Annotated in this window: 16 protein-coding genes; 8 read left to right on the top strand and 8 right to left on the bottom strand. The window is 46.5% G+C overall.

What is annotated here, in order from left to right; translation table 11 throughout:
• Nucleotides 1-404 precede the first annotated feature (404 nt).
• The 5 genes from spoIIR to ABXS75_02795 all read right to left on the bottom strand — a co-directional run bounded on the left by spoIIR (nt 405) and on the right by ABXS75_02795 (nt 5,277).
• The gene (gene spoIIR, locus ABXS75_02815) at nt 405-1,091 is read right to left on the bottom strand and encodes a stage II sporulation protein R (protein ID XCP85749.1); all 687 of its coding nucleotides are present in this window, start codon (nt 1,089-1,091) and stop codon (nt 405-407) included.
• Between the two features lie 511 nt (nt 1,092-1,602).
• Nucleotides 1,603-2,277 (bottom strand): GntR family transcriptional regulator, encoded by a 675-nt coding sequence (locus ABXS75_02810; GenBank protein ID XCP85748.1) that lies wholly within the window; start codon nt 2,275-2,277, stop codon nt 1,603-1,605.
• Between the two features lie 3 nt (nt 2,278-2,280).
• Nucleotides 2,281-3,168, bottom strand: coding sequence for a 4-(cytidine 5'-diphospho)-2-C-methyl-D-erythritol kinase (gene ispE, locus ABXS75_02805; GenBank protein XCP85747.1), 888 nt, complete (start codon nt 3,166-3,168; stop codon nt 2,281-2,283).
• A gap of 117 nt (nt 3,169-3,285) precedes the next feature.
• Nucleotides 3,286-4,842 carry an SPOCS domain-containing protein gene (locus tag ABXS75_02800; protein ID XCP85746.1) on the bottom strand — a complete coding sequence of 519 codons (1,557 nt, stop codon included), beginning with the start codon at nt 4,840-4,842 and terminating at the stop codon, nt 3,286-3,288.
• A gap of 27 nt (nt 4,843-4,869) precedes the next feature.
• Nucleotides 4,870-5,277, bottom strand: a complete 408-nt coding sequence (locus ABXS75_02795) for a protease complex subunit PrcB family protein (GenBank protein ID XCP85745.1) — start codon at nt 5,275-5,277, stop codon at nt 4,870-4,872.
• Nucleotides 5,278-5,389: 112 nt separating this feature from the next.
• Here ABXS75_02795 and ABXS75_02790 point away from each other — a divergent pair, with 112 nt between their 5' ends.
• From ABXS75_02790 to ABXS75_02770, 5 genes are read left to right on the top strand one after another with little or no spacing between them, the layout of a single operon-like run.
• Nucleotides 5,390-6,124 carry a lysophospholipid acyltransferase family protein gene (locus ABXS75_02790; GenBank protein XCP85744.1) on the top strand — a complete coding sequence of 245 codons (735 nt, stop codon included), beginning with the start codon at nt 5,390-5,392 and terminating at the stop codon, nt 6,122-6,124.
• Nucleotides 6,125-6,153: 29 nt separating this feature from the next.
• Entirely contained in the window at nt 6,154-7,614 is a 1,461-nt protein-coding gene (locus ABXS75_02785; protein XCP85743.1) for a nicotinate phosphoribosyltransferase, read from the top strand.
• 13 nt (nt 7,615-7,627) lie between these two features.
• On the top strand, nt 7,628-8,686 hold the full coding sequence (locus ABXS75_02780; protein XCP85742.1) for a D-alanine--D-alanine ligase: 1,059 nt from the start codon (nt 7,628-7,630) through the stop codon (nt 8,684-8,686).
• Nucleotides 8,683-10,062 carry a UDP-N-acetylmuramoyl-tripeptide--D-alanyl-D-alanine ligase gene (murF, locus tag ABXS75_02775; GenBank protein XCP85741.1) on the top strand — a complete coding sequence of 460 codons (1,380 nt, stop codon included), beginning with the start codon at nt 8,683-8,685 and terminating at the stop codon, nt 10,060-10,062. The genes ABXS75_02780 and murF overlap by 4 nt, the downstream gene beginning before the upstream one ends.
• 26 nt (nt 10,063-10,088) lie before the next feature.
• A complete protein-coding gene (locus ABXS75_02770; protein ID XCP85740.1) occupies nt 10,089-10,901 on the top strand; it encodes a Cof-type HAD-IIB family hydrolase in 813 nt (270 codons plus the stop codon).
• A 146-nt stretch (nt 10,902-11,047) separates the two neighbouring features.
• Here ABXS75_02770 and ABXS75_02765 read toward each other — a convergent pair whose 3' ends face one another.
• Nucleotides 11,048-11,194: a hypothetical protein gene (locus tag ABXS75_02765; protein ID XCP85739.1), complete on the bottom strand. Its 147-nt coding sequence runs from the start codon at nt 11,192-11,194 to the stop codon at nt 11,048-11,050.
• A 174-nt stretch (nt 11,195-11,368) separates the two neighbouring features.
• On the opposite strand from ABXS75_02765, the gene ABXS75_02760 reads away from it, so the two are divergent.
• Together ABXS75_02760 and ABXS75_02755 are read left to right on the top strand one after the other, a co-directional pair.
• A complete protein-coding gene (locus ABXS75_02760) occupies nt 11,369-11,905 on the top strand; it encodes an RNA polymerase sigma factor (protein ID XCP85738.1) in 537 nt (178 codons plus the stop codon).
• Nucleotides 11,902-12,753 carry a hypothetical protein gene (locus ABXS75_02755; protein XCP85737.1) on the top strand — a complete coding sequence of 284 codons (852 nt, stop codon included), beginning with the start codon at nt 11,902-11,904 and terminating at the stop codon, nt 12,751-12,753. Before ABXS75_02760 ends, ABXS75_02755 begins: the two co-directional genes overlap by 4 nt.
• Before the next feature lie 223 nt (nt 12,754-12,976).
• Here the strand turns inward: ABXS75_02755 and ABXS75_02750 are convergent, their stop codons facing one another.
• Nucleotides 12,977-13,735, bottom strand: coding sequence for a GntR family transcriptional regulator (locus ABXS75_02750; GenBank protein ID XCP85736.1), 759 nt, complete (start codon nt 13,733-13,735; stop codon nt 12,977-12,979).
• A 145-nt stretch (nt 13,736-13,880) separates the two neighbouring features.
• Here ABXS75_02750 and ABXS75_02745 point away from each other — a divergent pair, with 145 nt between their 5' ends.
• Nucleotides 13,881-15,185, top strand: a complete 1,305-nt coding sequence (locus ABXS75_02745) for a transaldolase family protein (protein ID XCP85735.1) — start codon at nt 13,881-13,883, stop codon at nt 15,183-15,185.
• Nucleotides 15,186-15,564: 379 nt separating this feature from the next.
• Here ABXS75_02745 and ABXS75_02740 read toward each other — a convergent pair whose 3' ends face one another.
• Nucleotides 15,565-17,016 carry a DDE-type integrase/transposase/recombinase gene (locus ABXS75_02740; protein XCP85734.1) on the bottom strand — a complete coding sequence of 484 codons (1,452 nt, stop codon included), beginning with the start codon at nt 17,014-17,016 and terminating at the stop codon, nt 15,565-15,567.
• Nucleotides 17,017-17,160 lie beyond the last annotated feature (144 nt).

Below are 17,160 nucleotides of genomic sequence, written 5' to 3'. Positions count from 1 at the left end.
AGCCCCCATTCCCGCCTCTCCTTTATTCCGTCGGCATTTGTATTATTGCCAAAAAATCCCAATCTTATTCCAGAGGTCGGGTGTGGGCAGAGCCCACAAAAGAGCAATAAGCACAATGCCTTGTTTGCTATGCAAAAAATCAAAAAAGATGTATAAAATCTTGCCAAATGGTTATATTATAAATAGAACAACTAATTCGACAACAGTAAAGGCATGAATTCGACAGCAAAATATTACATATCTAATTCTTATCAGAAAAATTCATTTTTTATAGACACAAGATTTTTTACGCCCTCCTGGTGTTTTTTCAATGGCGGGGAAGTTCCCCGCCATTCTTTACAGTACCTATATATTCGCCCCAGAAAAACTTAGCATATTCATGATTACTTCATCGAGCATGCCGCCTATTCCCCCAGGAAAAAACACTTAATCCTGAACTTAGTCCCCGCCGTGACCATCTCGTATTCCTCATCCGTGAGCACCTCTTTCAGCTCCTCCTTTCCTTCCTCCGGCACAATCGCATGTACACAATCCAGGAAGCAAAGATTAGGATACAACACACACCACCAATTATGCCCCTCTCCTTCTCCAATCTCAATCCGAAGCGCCTCATACCTCCCCGCCGGAAATGTCACATCTCCATACGTTTTATCCGGGAATTCACATTCTGTAACCTTCGCTTTCACCGCATATCCATATCCCTCTTCATGAATCACATCTCCCGCAACCTCTTCTATATCTTCCACATGCGCCCTGGCCCATTCCTTCGTCTCTTCCGCCGATTCCGCCTCCGGAAGTTCCTCTTCCATATAAGAAATCACCGCCTCCTTCACACGCATTTTCAGCGCCTGGTCCTCCTCACTGTCACTATTAGCCAGCACATGAAACCGAAACACCTCCCCGGCCAAATCCTCCTGCGTCTTCTTCACCCTCTCCGAGACTCTCTGCCCATGCACCACACTCCCCGTCAAAACCCCCGCCATCAAAACCGCCGCCACCAAACAAATCACACTCTTCTTCCCCGGAAAAACCCTATCTCTTCTCCTGATCTGATCCACCTCATCCGGCAAATAAACTTCTCTATACTGCAAACCTATGTACCTCCTTTTTACCAATTCTCTGATTAATCGGAGTATGCACACAAAAAAGCAGGCTTATTCAGCCCGCTCATATTTCCCCAAATTAAATACCTAATCTACTTTTTGTCCACTCAAACTTTATTCATTCCCTAAAAGCGTTATCACCTGCTCCTGCTCATCTAAATTCCCTTATAATTCAGCTATTACGCACTTCTGCGCCTCTATGGTCGCCTATATTTTATCACTCATACTATACCGTATTCCTAACTAACTCCATCATCTCCTTTTTACTACACCCAAAATTCCACCACAACCTTCCCTCCACAACTTCACAAAGTTCCCCCTGAGAACGCGTAGCCGCCGAGCTGTGATATAGGGGATTGGAACCGTAAAAAACGCCGGCACTTAGATGGCAGAAGCCGCCTCGCGGCGCCCTGGCATCTTAGTACCGCTGCGTTTTTTTCCGAGCGAGAGCGCGTTCCAATCCCCTATATCACAGCTCGGCGGCGTCCCTTCTCAAAACTTATCTCCTCTCCCGAATAAAATCCGCCACCCGATAACACTGATTATCAATATGTTTCCCCATCACCTCACAAACCTGTTCCTTCTCCTTCTTCTCAATTAATTCAATAATCTTCTCATGCTCCATAATAAGCTGTCCATAATATTCCTTATGCTTCAGATACTCAATCCTGAAGCGGTACATCTGCTCCCGCAGGTTATTCAGAAGCGTAATCAGTCTCTGATTATCCGTCGCATAGAAGATGATATCGTGAAACCGCACATCAGCCTCGGCAATCCTCGTGATATCCTCGCTTTTCAGTGTCTCCTCAAATTCCTTTGCCGCCACCTTAAGTTCGCCGATCTGCTCCTTGCTGATCCGCTCGCAGGCAAGCTCCGCCGCCAGTTCCTCCAACGCCTTTCTCACCTCAAGCACGTCCATCAGGTTCTTTTCCGTAATCTCCGCCACCTCAGCGCCCCGCCTGGGAATCATCAGCACCAGACCTTCCAGTTCCAGCTTCCTGATCGCCTCGCGGATCGGGGTTCTGCTCACGCCCAGCTTATTGGCAAGCTGAATCTCCATCAGTCTCTCACCCGGCTTTAACTCCCCACGCAGAATTGCCTGCCGCAGGGTATTGAACACGACATCTCTAAGTGGTAAATACTCGTTCATGTTTAACTGAAAATTTGCTTCCATTTCTTATCTCCTTTTGTACTCCCGTTTCACATTATGCACTCCTGCAATGTATACCTGCTTTGCAAGGCCCTTACTTTTTATCTGCTCCGCTGCTTTCCTCGCTGACCGCCTGTCCTCAAAAAGCCCGAACACGGTCGGCCCGCTTCCACTCATCATGGCGCCCATAGCACCGGAGTGCATCATGCTCTCCTTAATCCTTGCAATGACCGGATACGCTTCGATCGTCACCTTCTCCAGCACATTCCCCATCGATGCAGCGACCATCCGGATATCTTTCTGTGCCAGTCCTTCCAGAATCCCGTCAATATCCGGATGCTCCGTAATCTCCTTGGAATCCAGCTTGTCATAGACCATCTTCGTCGACACGCTGATCGGCGGCTTCGCGATCAGAATCTGACACCTTGGCAAAGGCGGCAGCGCGGTAAGCTGTTCGCCGATCCCTTCCGCCAGCACCGTACCACGCATGATACAATACGGAACGTCTGCTCCCAGCTTCACCCCACGGTTCATCAATTCCTTCTCGGAAAGCCCCAAAGAGAACATCCGATTCATTCCATACAGCACCGCCGCCGCATTGGAACTTCCGCCTGCCATTCCGGCAGCTACCGGAATATGCTTATCCAGAATAATTTTGATTCCGTCCCGGATCTGAAATTCCTCCATCAATAGCTGCGCCGCTTTCCAGGCAATATTATTTTCATCCTTGGGCAGGAAATGCAGATTGGTTTCGACCTCAATACCCGGCTGGGACTTTTTGATCAAAGTCACATTATCATACAGATACAATGTCTGCATTACCATACGTACATCATGGTATCCGTTCTCACGTCTCCCAAGTACGTCCAGACCCAGATTAATCTTCCCCAGTGCTTTCAGCTCCAATTTTTCCATCAGAATCGCTCCTCTTCTTTGTCGGAAATGTACCCTCAGAACATATCAAAATCCACTCAGCAGGCAGGCCGCATATGTTCTATGTTTCTTGTATTATGTATCTTGTATACATTATACTTATAGTATACTCATATTTTCCTTCAAAATCAAGAGTTTATCCCCCATTTTCAGCTCTTCCGACGACATTTCGTTAATTTCCATAATTCCCTCTTTTGTCGTATAATATCTTTTCGCCAAACTCCACAAATCATCTCCGTCTTTTACAACATATCCTATGATTCCGGGGCGTTTTCCCATCTCCTGGCTGTCAAACGGCCGGAATTTCAGATCCGTTATCACATTCGTCTTCACCGGACACCGAAGAAAACTCCGGAACGCAAGATGGGCCTTCATTTCCACCTCATCGTTCCCCGTTAAATCTATGGCGAGCTGCTCCAGACTGTATGTGATATCGTAGCACATCTGCGGGCAGGCCCCCTGACATTCTAATAAGTAGGAAAACGGCACGAGCCCCTGCCACATATCGAAGGGAACCGAATCATTTGCCTTCACATACAGGAAATGAATATGCAGCACGCCTTCGATCTGAATTCCTTCAGGGACCACCTCCATATGTTCCACCTGAATACTTCCCCCGCTATGGCAGATCTGAAGGATTTCCTCTTTCAGCTCCGGGAGGCTGAGTTTCTCATTTAATTTATATTTGGAATGATTCTGCATGATCAGTTCTTCGTATTGCGCATCCTTCTTTTCAGGCAGGCACTCTTCGCGAAGGGAATAGGCGTCTTCCAAAAGCTCTGTCTTCTCTTCCTCATAAATCAGGATACGCATTTCCAGGCTCGCCTCGATTCCCAGTGTCCGCATCTCACCGTCCCCGTCCATCCGTGGCTCCACGATCGCGTCGACCAGATTGTCATAGACGTGATGATACAGTGTCTCATCTGCTCCCATACACTCGATTCGCCCTTCAAACGGGACGCTTTGCCACACCCAGTCGGTTTTCTCATCCTGTGATGCATAAAAACAGAACACCTGTAATTCCCCGGTCAGCAGCATCGCATCCTGCACCAGCTTGGTATCCAGACGGCTCATACTCACCTCTGTCCAAAGAATGGTCCCGATATTTTCCTTGGTTCCCGGGATCGTCACCTCTTCTTTGATGCGGTAAACGTCTCGTTTTGACGTGTGAAGCTGCAGCAGCTCGATCGGAAGTTTCTTCTTATAGAGATTTTCGGCGTCTTCGATGTCCACCGTCACTTCCTCATCCGCCCTCAACTCCGTGTGAACCGAAAGCTCGATCATAGCGCGGATCCCCAGTTTTCTGGAATGAATCAGAGAAGAAGCCAGTTCCACCCGGGTCACCGACGCCACCGGCTCCCCCGTCTCCTCTTCTTCCAGATAGACCATTTCTTCAAATGGCAGCTTCCCGTCCATGGAGGCAAGGATGGCCTCCCCGTCCGTGACATAAAGGATCTTAAAATACAGCTTTCCCGTAATCCTCAGATAATTTTCTACCCTCTTCACTTCTTCAATCCGTACACTTCCCTGGTCGGAAATAATCCGTCCCACGTCACTTTTCGTATCCGGCACATTAAAATCGTCGTCGACCATGAACTGGCTGGTCACCGTTTTCCCTAATCGATTAGTCCGAATCCGTTTCTTAATTAACTCCATTTTTATTGCCTCCTTATTTTGGTGGTATCATTCAAACACGACGTCCTTCTCTTTTTCCTGCACCCTCAAAACGATATAGGGGCATGTGGGTGTATCGCTGATCTTTTCGTCTTTTGCCGGTCCAATCAAAGATGTATGTATGTAAATAATCCCTTCCTGCATCGAACATTCTTTGACCTCAATGCTATATCCACTGGTTTCCTGTTCGCCATAGCCCCTGGCAATATATATGCCGTCCTCGTCCTCCCAGGTCAGACACATCAAAGTATGGCTCTCTTCCTCAATCATGTTCTGAAATCCTTCCGGCACTTCATCGTCCTCGATGATGGTGTATTCTATGGGCTTTCTTCCCTCCTTCTGCTTTTTCTGCACACTGCACCCCGAAAGAAGCACTGCTAAAATAACTGCTGCCAGCACAAAACCTGTCTGCTTCATGTTATAAGATCACCTGCCTTACAATATCGTATGAACTTTCTTGCACTTTCATTCCCCGCAGAGTATAATAAATCCAAATGGCAACGATATCATTTTACGGAGGATCTGACATATGATACGTATTATCTTAGTCGCACTATTTTTATTTTCATTTCTTATCCTGTCCATTCCTGTTCTGTTCATCGAATGGATCATCGGCCTTATAAGCCCCGGGAAGAAGGACTTAAGCTCCCTGCGCATCGTGCAGTGGGCGTTTAAGGTCATTCTCAAGATTACCGGCGTGAAGGTGACGGTCATTGGCGAGGAGAATGTCCCCGACGAACCGGTCCTGTTCATTGGAAATCACCGGAGCTATTTTGATATTCTGCTGACATATTCCCGCTGCAGGCGCCTGACCGGATATGTAGCAAAGAAAGAGATGGAACGTTATCCTCTCCTTTCCAACTGGATGCGTTATCTGTACTGCCTTTTCCTCGATAGAAAAGATATGAGAGAAGGTCTTAAGACCATACTCACCGCCATCGATTATGTGAAAAAGGGAATTTCGATCTGCATTTTCCCCGAGGGGACACGTAACACCGGCGAAGAGCTTACCATGCTGCCATTTAAAGACGGCGCCCTGAAGATTGCGGAGAAGTCCGGTTGCGCTATTATTCCGATCAGCATGAATAATACCGCCGAGATTTTTGAAAATCATCTGCCGTTCATCAAAAAGACGCATGTGGTTCTGGAATATGGGAAACCTATCTATCCAAAAGAACTGGACAAAGAGACGCGCAAACACTTAGGGCAGTACTGCCAGAATCTGATTCTGGAGACAATCAAGAAAAATGCTGAGCTGGTATAATATCTCGGCAAAAGAAAAGAGGATGTATTATGAATACCTTTAACAGAAATCTTACACTTTTAACGGACCTGTATGAGCTGACTATGATGCAGGGTTATTTTGAAAAGCAGGAGAATGAAGTCGTAATCTTCGACGTTTTTTTCCGGTCCAACCCCTGCGGTTCCGGCTATTCCATCGCCGCGGGCTTAGATCAGGTAATCGAATATATCAAGAACCTGAATTTCAGTTATGATGATGTGGACTATCTGCGGGGACTTGGTATCTTCTCCGAAGATTTTCTTCAGTATTTGAGCGGATATCATTTTACCGGAAGTATTTACGCCATTCCGGAAGGAAGCGTCGTCTTTCCGCGGGAACCGCTTCTTAAGGTCATCGCGCCGATCATGGAAGCGCAGCTTGTGGAGACCGCTATTTTAAATATTATCAACCACCAGTCCCTGATCGCCACCAAAGCGTCCAGAGTCGTTTACGCGGCGAATGGCGGCGGAGTCATGGAATTTGGTCTTAGACGCGCGCAGGGACCGGACGCAGGCCTTTACGGCGCCAGAGCAGCTATGATCGCAGGGTGCGTGGGAACCTCCAATGTGCTGGCCGGACAGTTATTTGACGTCCCGGTGATGGGAACGCACGCCCATAGCTGGATCATGAGCTTCCCGGATGAATATACTGCGTTTAAAGCCTATGCGGACTTATATCCGGAGGGCTGCACGCTGCTTGTCGATACCTATGATACCCTGAAATCCGGCGTTCCGAACGCCATCCGCGTATTTGATGAGATGAAGGCAAAGGGCGTAAGTCCAAGAAAACTCGGCATCAGGCTGGACAGCGGGGACCTGGCATACCTTTCCAAGAAGGCGCGTAAGATGCTAGATGCGGCGGGACATACCGACGCGATCATCTGCGCCTCCAATGATCTGGACGAATACCTGATCCATGACCTGCAGATGCAGGGCGCAGCCATCGATTCCTGGGGCGTGGGCACGAACCTGATCACCTCCAAAGACTGTCCTGCATTCGGCGGCGTATACAAACTGGCCGCAGTCCAGGATGCAAATGGAGAATTTGTCCCAAAAATCAAGCTGTCTGAAAATACAGAGAAGATCACCAACCCTGGCAACAAGACCATTTACCGTATTTATGAAAAAGAAAACGGCAAAGTCAAGGCCGATCTGATCTGTTTCGCCGACGAGGTACTGAATCCGGAAGAGGATCTGCTGCTCTTTGATCCGATCGAGACCTGGAAAAAGACCAAGATGAAGGGCGGCACCTACACCGTGCGCGAGATGATGCAGCCGATTTTTATAAATGGAGAGTGCGTATACCAGTCGCCCAGCGTAAAAGAGATCGCCGCTTACTGCACCAAGGAAAAAGACACCCTTTGGGACGAGACAAAACGTCTTTTCTATCCGCATCAGGTATATATTGATTTATCCGAAAAATTGTATGAAGTAAAGAAATCATTGTTGGATGAGATGAGCAAGACAGATTAGGAGGATTTTTAAAATGAAGATTATCGTTTTAGCCGGCGGGCTGAGCACGGAGCGGGACGTTTCCTTAACTTCGGGCGCAGGAATCTGCCGTACTTTAAGAGAACGTGGGCACAAAGCTGTCCTTCTGGACGTATTTCTGGGACTTCCCGATGCCCCTGAGAATCTGGAAGACGTGTTCGAGATGCCGGACGGCAACCTTTCGATCGCAGAGGGAATCAAAACGACCGAGCCGGATCTTGCGGCTGTAAAAGCGTCCCGTGCGGACCAGTCAGATTGTTTTCTCGGGCCAAATGTCATCGAGCTTTGCCGCATGGCAGACATCGCCTTTCTCGGCCTCCACGGAGGCGTCGGCGAAGACGGACGGCTCCAGGCCGCCTTTGACATTCTGGGAATCCGCTACACCGGCCCGGATTCTCTGGGAAATGCACTGGCCATGGACAAAAGCGTGACCAAACAGATTTTCCAGAAGAACCATATCCCGACTCCGGAGGGCACCTGGTTATATAAGAAATCCAAGGATAAGCCGCTCTCCGAATTCGGGCTTTCCCTGCCGGTCGTTGTAAAGCCCTGCTGCGGTGGCTCCAGTATCGGCGTCTATATCTGCCATACCCAGGAGGAATATCAGAATGCTATCCGTGAATCCTTCAAGACCGAGACCTGTGTCATCATTGAAAAATATATCAAAGGCCGCGAATTTGCCTGCGGAATTATCGATGGGAAGGCACTTCCTGTCATTGAGATCATTCCGAAGAGCGGATTTTTTGACTACGCCAACAAATATCAGGCCGGCTGTACGGAAGAGATCTGCCCGGCAAATATTCCTGATGAGATTTCTGCCCGCATGAGAAAGGCTACGGAACATGCATTCCGCGCATTAAAGCTGAATGTCTATTCCCGTGCGGATTTCCTTCTGGACGATGAGGGAAATATCTACTGTCTCGAGGTCAACACCCTTCCCGGCATGACCGCTGCCAGCCTGCTTCCGAAGGAGGCTGCCGCTGCCGGAATCGAGTATGGCGAATTATGTGAGCTGATTATCGAAAAATCTATGGAAGCAAGGTACCGCTCATGAAAAATATGACATTATTAAACATCGTCGCAGCATGTCAGGGTACATACTGTGGCGACAACAGCCTGTTAGATCAGGAGATTACAGGAGTTGCGATTGACAGCCGTAAAGCGGGAGCCGGTTTTTTATTCGTACCGATCAAAGGTGCCAGAGTCGACGGCCATACCTTTATTCCTCAGGTGATGGAAAAAGGTGCGCTTGCGACACTGTCCCAGGAAGACTTAGGCGAAACGGACTATCCCTATATCCGGGTCGCTTCCTGCGAGAAGGCGCTGCAAAGGCTGGCCGCATTTTATAGAAATTCCCTTGATATCAAGGTCGTTGGAATTACCGGAAGTGTGGGAAAAACCAGCACAAAGGAGATGATCGCTTCTGTCCTGTCACAGAAGTATCATGTCCTGAAAACGGAGGGCAACTACAACAACGAGATTGGCCTTCCCCTCACTATTTTCAATATCCGCGAGGAACATGAGGTTGCCGTTCTGGAAATGGGAATCGACCATTTTGGCGAGATGCATCACCTCGCATCTATGAGCCAGCCCGACATATGCGTAATCACCAACATCGGCCTGGCACATGTGGAGAACCTGGGAAGCCGGGACGGCATCTTACAGGCAAAGACCGAAGTATTTGAACACTTAAAGCCCGGCGCATCTGTGATCCTGAACGGAGATGACGACAAGCTGTCCACCATCACCGAGGTCCAGGGAAAAAAGCCAATCTTCTTTGGCATGTCCGACCAGCACTGCGCCTACGCGGATCAGATTCAGAATCTGGGACTTAAGGGAACTTCCTGTACTCTGCACCTTGCTGATATGGATCTGCAGGTACATATCCCTGTCCCCGGAAATCATATGATCTACAACGCCCTTGCGGGCGCCTGCTGCGGGGCGGCACTTGGCCTCACTGCCGAAGAAATCACCCGTGGCATCGAAACCATGAAGACCATCGCCGGTAGGACCAATCTGATCGAGACGGACTCTTTCCTGATTATCGACGACTGCTATAACGCGAACCCGGTCTCCATGAAAAGCTCTCTGGACGTGCTTGCCTATGGCCTGGGGCGCACCGTTGCCGTTATGGGTGACATGTTCGAGCTGGGGCCCAAGGAGCGGGAGTTGCACTACAACACAGGGGCCTACGCCGCGCAAAAAGGTATTGATGTGATCTGCTGTATTGGAGACTTATCTAAAGATGCTTATGAGGGCGCAAAGGCATTGGCTAAAGACAGCGCTGTTCTTTATTTTGAGACCCGCGATGATTTTCTGGATAAGATTAAAAATGTGGTTCGAAAAGGGGACACGATTCTGGTGAAAGCTTCGAATGGCATGAAGTTTCCTGCGATTGTGGAATGTTTGAAGAATATGTCTCTGCGATAAGCAGGGACTGAGGACGAGGTAAACTCATGAAATACCAGATTTTGGTTCTTGATCTAGATGGGACCTTAACTAATTCAGAAAAAAAGATCACTCCTCCTACCCTGAAGGCTCTGATCGAGATTCAGGAAGCAGGCAAAAAGGTGGTGCTGGCTTCAGGTCGTCCGACCCGCGGCGTATTGCCGCTGGCGAGGGAGCTTCATTTAGAACGCTATGGAAGCTATATTCTTTCTTTTAACGGAGCACGAATCACAGATTGCCGCTCAGGCAAGATCATTTATAACCGAACACTTCCCAAAGAAGTGCTTCTCCCTATTTATGAAATCGCCTCCCACTATCCCGTAGATATGCTTGCCTACGGAGATGACCTCCTGTACTCGGCATTTAAACCGAATGAATACACGGAACTGGAATCCCGCATCAATGCTATGCAGATCTCAAATTCCGGGAATTTCCGTGAGGCAGTAAGCCGGCAGCCAAACAATAAATTTCTGCTCACCGGTGAGCCTCATGAAATCGCTATGGTAAAAGAGGTACTGCACACTCGTTTCCACGGATACCTGAACATTTACTGTTCCGACCCCTTTTTCCTGGAGATCATGCCGCAGAAGATCGATAAGGCCCACTCTCTTTTGCGGCTTCTTAACAGCATCGGGCTTACCTCCGACGAAATGATCTGCTGCGGAGACGGCTATAATGATATCACGATGATTGAATGTGCAGGACTGGGCGTCGCCATGGAGAACGCTCAGCCACTCGTGAGGGAGCGGGCGGATTTTATCACCCGGTCCAATGACGAGGACGGGGTTCTGTATGTGATTGATGAATTTATGAGGGATTGATAAAGATAAGGTGCTGCCGGGAATTTTGAACGGCAACACCTTCTTTTACAGTTTACTCGTTTATTCTCTATTTACCGAGTTATTAAACCGTTTCGGGAAAAAGCTGACCGGCTCTATAATAACCCTATAACATTCAAATTTCAGATTTATTCAAAATCAAACACAGCTCCTGTCACTGTAATTGCATAAGAAGAAGCATTACGGATTAACCCTTTATGGTGTCCTGTTTCGGCAGCATATCCAGAAATATAGCGCCCACTTGTGCTTCCCGACCAACTTTTTACGGTTTTCATAATTAATTCCTCCATTCTTAATATTTACTGTATATTAATTATATACGCTTTAGCTTGCTAAAAAGTTTCACTAAATATATTTTTTTCTAAAATTTTTTTGAAACTTTTCACACATAAAACCAGTATATATAAACAAATACCTTTTAAATACAGGCTAAAAAGAGGAGGGGTAGAATGAATGACCGCATCATCATAGAAAAAATCCGTCAAGGCAATCAAAACGCATTTGAATCGTTAATAGATAAATATAACCGGTATGTTGCAGTAATTGTACTAAAAATACTTGGTGGAATAGTGGAAAAAGAGGATATCCAGGATGTGATAAACGATACCTTTTTTCTGCTATGGAAGAATATAGATAAAATAGACATGGATACCTACGCGGATTTAAAAAATTACTTAGCAAGCATAGCCATAAATGCCGCAAAAAGTAAATTGCACTCCTATAAACAAACGCTTCCTCTCACGGATGAAATTTGGGACAATGAAGACAATGAAATAGAGAAGTTCCTTACCAAAGAATGGGTAATCAGTTGTATCAGACACTTAAAGCGGTCAGAACAAAGAGTCTTGATTAAATATTATTACCAGTGTAAATCCATAAAAGAAATTGCTGAGGAAGAAAAGATTCCCGAATCTACAGTGAAAACACATATGAGAAGAGGAAAAACGCATTTGAGAGAATTATTGAAGAAAGGAGAGTCGCTATGAATTATTATTCTATATTTGATATGGCAGAAGATGAATGCATTGATGTTTTGCAAAATGGCAATTATGAAGAAGACCTTATTGATACGTATACGTCAGACATCACAAAAAGGATGGTTTTCGAAAGAATCAACCGCAAACCGCCTCATCGTCAAAGAAAAATCAGTGCAAAAAAGATACTGATTATTGCCATAGCTGCGGCCCTGCTGATTTCTTCTTCCGTGATGGCTCAGGTTTACTGGGAACTGTGGGAAACGGGAGGTGCAGTAAAAATTGATGATTCCACCAGAGGCATGGTGGGGCAGGAAATCCATCACGTATCCGGCGATTATGTACTCACCCAAGCAGAACTGGAAGAACTATTCGGGCAAGAAGTGGGACTTATAGAAAACGAAGACATCAAAGTGGCATTGGAAGAACACTTGGCACAGGAAATAGAACTTGAAGAAAATGAAGTCGTCAAAACGGTAGAAGAAGGCGGACATATCCCTTATTCCGTAGATGTCTTTTCTACTACCCAGAAGGAAGAACATTTTATCACACCCGAAATTATTTGTACGAACAATGCAATGGCCGTATTTACAACGGATGACAAACGGGGATGGAGACTGAAAAAAGGAGACAAACTCCATTTTACGGTGACTCTATATTCAGGTGCCCGGCATGTAGCGGTTGTCAATATTGTAGATGGAGAATTAAAGAAAGAGATATTTGAATTTTATGGAAAAGAGCTCTCCTATCAGTATGTGGCGACAAAAGATTGCTACTATAACGTGGCTACGATCAGTGCCAGTTCCGATACCATTAGTTTTCATGAAGGGACGATTTCTATTGATCAAGACCACCATTAAACCGGTGTTCTTGACCTATAAATGATAACCTTTTAGATTTTTCATTTAATGCCTCCTACAAATGCACTACCACATAAACCATACCAGCTCCGCTGAAAGTAAAATTGAAACAAGTGGAGAACTATTTCCTCTCCACTTGTTAGTTATTACAACCAAATTTCATCACTCATATAAATCGTTTCAACCCATTACCATTCATTGTCATATTTTAGTTTCTTGTATACTAATCCCTATACTCAATACTTATTTTAATCTTATCCCCCCGGAAAAAAACCCTGGAATACTCATACAGCACATTTTCGGCAGTAAACAACTTATCCTGTAGCAGAATTAAGGAAAAGCCCGGCTTGATATCCAGATATTTTGCTTTCTCCCTGTCAGCCGAATAGGATTCCAGCGTCTCGACCATTCTGCTCCTATTCAGGTGATAGTTGGCGCGCATAATCCTGCACAATAATCCGTTCTCCAAATCGTTCTCCTCCAAATCAGGGCAGAGCTTTACCGGAACATAGGATTCATGAAAACTGATCGGTATTTCGTTTGCATAGCGCACCCTCTTAATCACATAATGCTCCTCGCCCATTCGAATACCGAGCTTGCCTGACACGAAATCATCAGCCCTCATCTTCTCGCAAGAAATCAGTTTTGTCCTGACACTGTGTCCCTGTTCCTCCAACTGTCCCCGAACACCGGAATATTCAAAGGTAGACACCTCCAGCTTTGTATCACTTACAAATGTCCCTTTCCCGGGAATCCGGTGCAGAATTCCCTGTGACACAAACTGGGTGATGACGCCTCTGGCCGTCATACGGCTGATTCCATACATCTCGCTCAATTTATTTTCGGACGGAATCATTTCATTCGCTTTCCATTCTCCGGTTCTAATCTTGTCATATATGATATCCTTCAGCTGTTCCGAAAGAGTCGTGGCGTTTCTTCTATTTAACAGTACTTCTTTCTCTGTTGCTATATCTTCATTCATCACGCTGTTACCTCACTAGTATTATTTTCTTTATATTCTAATTGAAAGCATAAAAAAATTCAACAAAAATATTGACACGGATATATTCCGCATGTATAATCTGTATATACAAGTTATACAGCTATATACAAAGGGAGGCTTTACCATGTTAATTCAATCAAAAATCAGAAACTTAAATCTTCCAGCAGTCCGTGGTGAGGAAGAATATGTAGCACGGATCCTGGAGCAGGGACTCTCCATAGAAGAGTTCAAGTCCATTTCCGGAATGGCAGATTACATCGGTGTGACACAGGAATTCAAGAACGTCATCGACTATTTTAAAGTTCCCGCAGGGGAGACACCAGCTGGTTTCGAGATTCAAATGGAAGTGAATGCCGACCGCGTCCTGAGAGTCAATTTGAAAAGAAATATTTCTTATGACAAAAATGGCCGGAAACGCCCTACCAATCTTCTGTTTTCCGCTGACAGTGCGAACCCGTATGAGGTTGCTCCGGTTTCCAGGATGCTGGCAAACCTGACCTGCAATCCGGGCATCATTTATGACCTGTTCATCAACAACCCGAAAGCAAATGTGGGCAACAAGTTCAAGGATCGCGATGAGGTGATGGCAGAAATCGGGCGGATTCTGGGCCCGGGCTGCGACATCAGTGTCGAGCTGAACGATCCTTTCGGAAAAAGTGACGCAGAAATCCTCGAGGAAGCGGCGAAATTCAAAGAGATGCTCTCCGAATACCGGGTTGTCATCAAAGTTCCGCACACCGGTCCCGTAAATAAGGACAATGTCGGGCAGCTTCTCACCGGCGATAAAAAACTGGACCGCCGTTACAACAATGTATCTACCGCGGATGCATTCCGGGGCCACAATCTGGCACTGATGCTGCATGAGCACGGGTATAGAGTAAACTTCACATTAATGTTCGAGCCTGCGCAGTCCGCATTGGCATTGCAGGCACGTCCTTACTTCATTAACAGCTTTATCCGCCACCGCCTGATGCAGACACAGGAAATGCAGCAGTTCCTTAACCTCTACAAGGCAACCGGAAGCAAGAAATATCTGGAAGATCTTCGGAAATTTATGGTTAGCAAGGATTACTACTGCGCCGGTGAAGAAAATATGGATCTGCTCGACGTGATGCACGCTGCAGAGACATTGATTGCGCAACGCAATTACAACAATGCAGAGGGAAATGACGGTCTCGACGGCATCCGCCACAATCTGCGCCTGCTCCGTCAAACCAATATGGATGATACCCGCCTCATCATCTGTAGTATGGAAGGAGACTGGAACTACTATGATATCGACCGTCTACTCTCCTCCAAGGAATACGGAGATATGGCAGGGCGTGTTGTCCTCACCGCAGAACCGAATTATCTGGCACGATTCTCCAGCGCGAACCAGGTTGTCTCCTATCAGCGCCGCTTTATGAACGCCGCTAACGGGGCAAAATAAACAAATAATTTTAGTATTGAGAGAAAGAGGATGTTAAAAAGCCGCATCCGCTTTTCATTAAAGGTAGTGTCAAGTAATCTATGAAAAAACGAGCCGAAAAAAACAGGCTCAAGTGAACCTTGAAAATTGCAAATATATCACACAATAAGTCCTCCGAAGGCTCAGGGCTCTGCCCTAAGAACCAGCAAGGAGCCAGCCCTTTGACCCATTTTCGGGCTCTGCCCGAACCCGTCCTCGCCGGAAGGCAGGAAAAGGGCGCACTTGCCCCCTTTTCTGCTGTACAGGATAATCCGAGAACCTTATGTCAAGTGACTTTCGCGGCATAACGGGGCCCCTGCCCCATTATTCCACGGTTCACCTGACAACAGTTCCGCTCCGTTTATGCAGTTCCCGATTTTTGTAGATTCAGGATTGTCTGCTGACCGAGGAAGATCAGGAGCTGCCATTTTCCCGGCATATTGTCCGTGCCTTTCAGCATATCCACTTCGTTAAGTACATGATAGTTGTTGTGCTTGTGAGGACGGAGAAAGTTATAATAAGCAACCCATAAAGCCAGGTCATAGTTGGCACCGTCGATGTTGTCAAATCCGTTTGTTTTCCGGTAGGATGCTTTGTATGTGCGGTTGAGCCGCTCGATCATCTGTTTGAATGGCCGGAACTCTTTGGAAACAGCATCGTCGTTGGTAAGTCCAATCACCTGAGTGATGTTGAATTTAAAAGCATCACCGAATTCATGGAAGAACTGCTGTGCCGCTAAGGGATAGGCACTGTAACCATCAGCAATAAAACGGAAGTTTTTGGGAAGTTCTTTCAAGTGGCGGAAGGCCATGCGCATCGCCATGATGCAGGGGCCGACACCACGGTTATCAGACACCTGGTAGCCGATAATGGAACGTTTGGCGGCGTCCATGATGAACCAGATATAGGTCTTGATCCCGCGGATTTTGATGTAGGTCTCATCAGCGGTAAAGGTATCACCGGCATCATAATCGTAGTTGTCTACAAAAGGTTTGATACAGATGGCGGCTGTCTTGCAGTAGTTGGCGATCTGCTGGTGGGAGATCTGGATGTTATACAGGTCTTTGAGAGCCTGCGAGGTCTTTCTGAGGGAAAGGCTGAGGTTCACGTGAAGTGTCAGACACAGGGACATGACATGGGAGTCGAACTTGCTGAACCTGAGGGAGGAAGCATTCCTGGGGAGAGAGTTTAAGTCCATCTTAAAGAAATCTATCGTGAATTCACGGTAGATATAATGGAGCTTGTATTCGTTCTTGCCATAATCTTTTTCGAGATGTTCTTTATCGACTTTCTTCAGGTTATGAAGATAGTAAGGGCATTTCGGGTTGACGCATTTATGGATGATAAAGTGCTTGCGTTCTTTCTTATGTGCCAGAGCGTTGCCGCAGTGAGGGCAGCGAAGGGTGTATTGTTTAGAGAAACGGTTCTCATCAGGAGAAAAAGTGGTGTTGCAGACCTTGCATTTAATCTGCCCCTTTTTACCGTTGTTGCGGTAGAGGAAGGGCTGGGGAGCATGACAGCAGGGACATATGAGGTCCTCAGGGATATCGCATTCCTTGCGGCGTGCAATAGGTCTGATCTTTTCGTGATACTTGTGATCAAAGTAGGGAATCAGGAGCTGCCAGTCCCAGTCATTTTGATGGATCTGCATTTTGGGAAGCTCATCAGTTTTGAACTTCTGGTATTTAGGAGAATGAGAATCATCAAAGGCCCACTGCTTGAGGGGGATATATTTGCAGATAAAGTGAATCAGCCAGCAGTTTTGTTGGTAAAGATATTGAATTACAGAGAGTAAGTATTGTATAATGTCCATGAGCATTGGCTCCTTTCGTGAGTGTTGTTTTGGTCGATGACATTATACACGAAAAAGGGAGGTCAATGCTCTTTTTATTGCAGATTTCCCTAAAAATCAAGGTTTTTATAAGATTTTGGAACAAAAAAACAGGTAGTTTTTGAC

Origin of the sequence: Roseburia hominis (genome assembly GCA_040702975.1) — a bacterium.
GTDB classification, from domain to species: Bacteria; Bacillota; Clostridia; order Lachnospirales; family Lachnospiraceae; genus Allocoprococcus; species Allocoprococcus hominis_A.
This window is presented reverse-complemented; position numbering and strand designations above follow the sequence as displayed.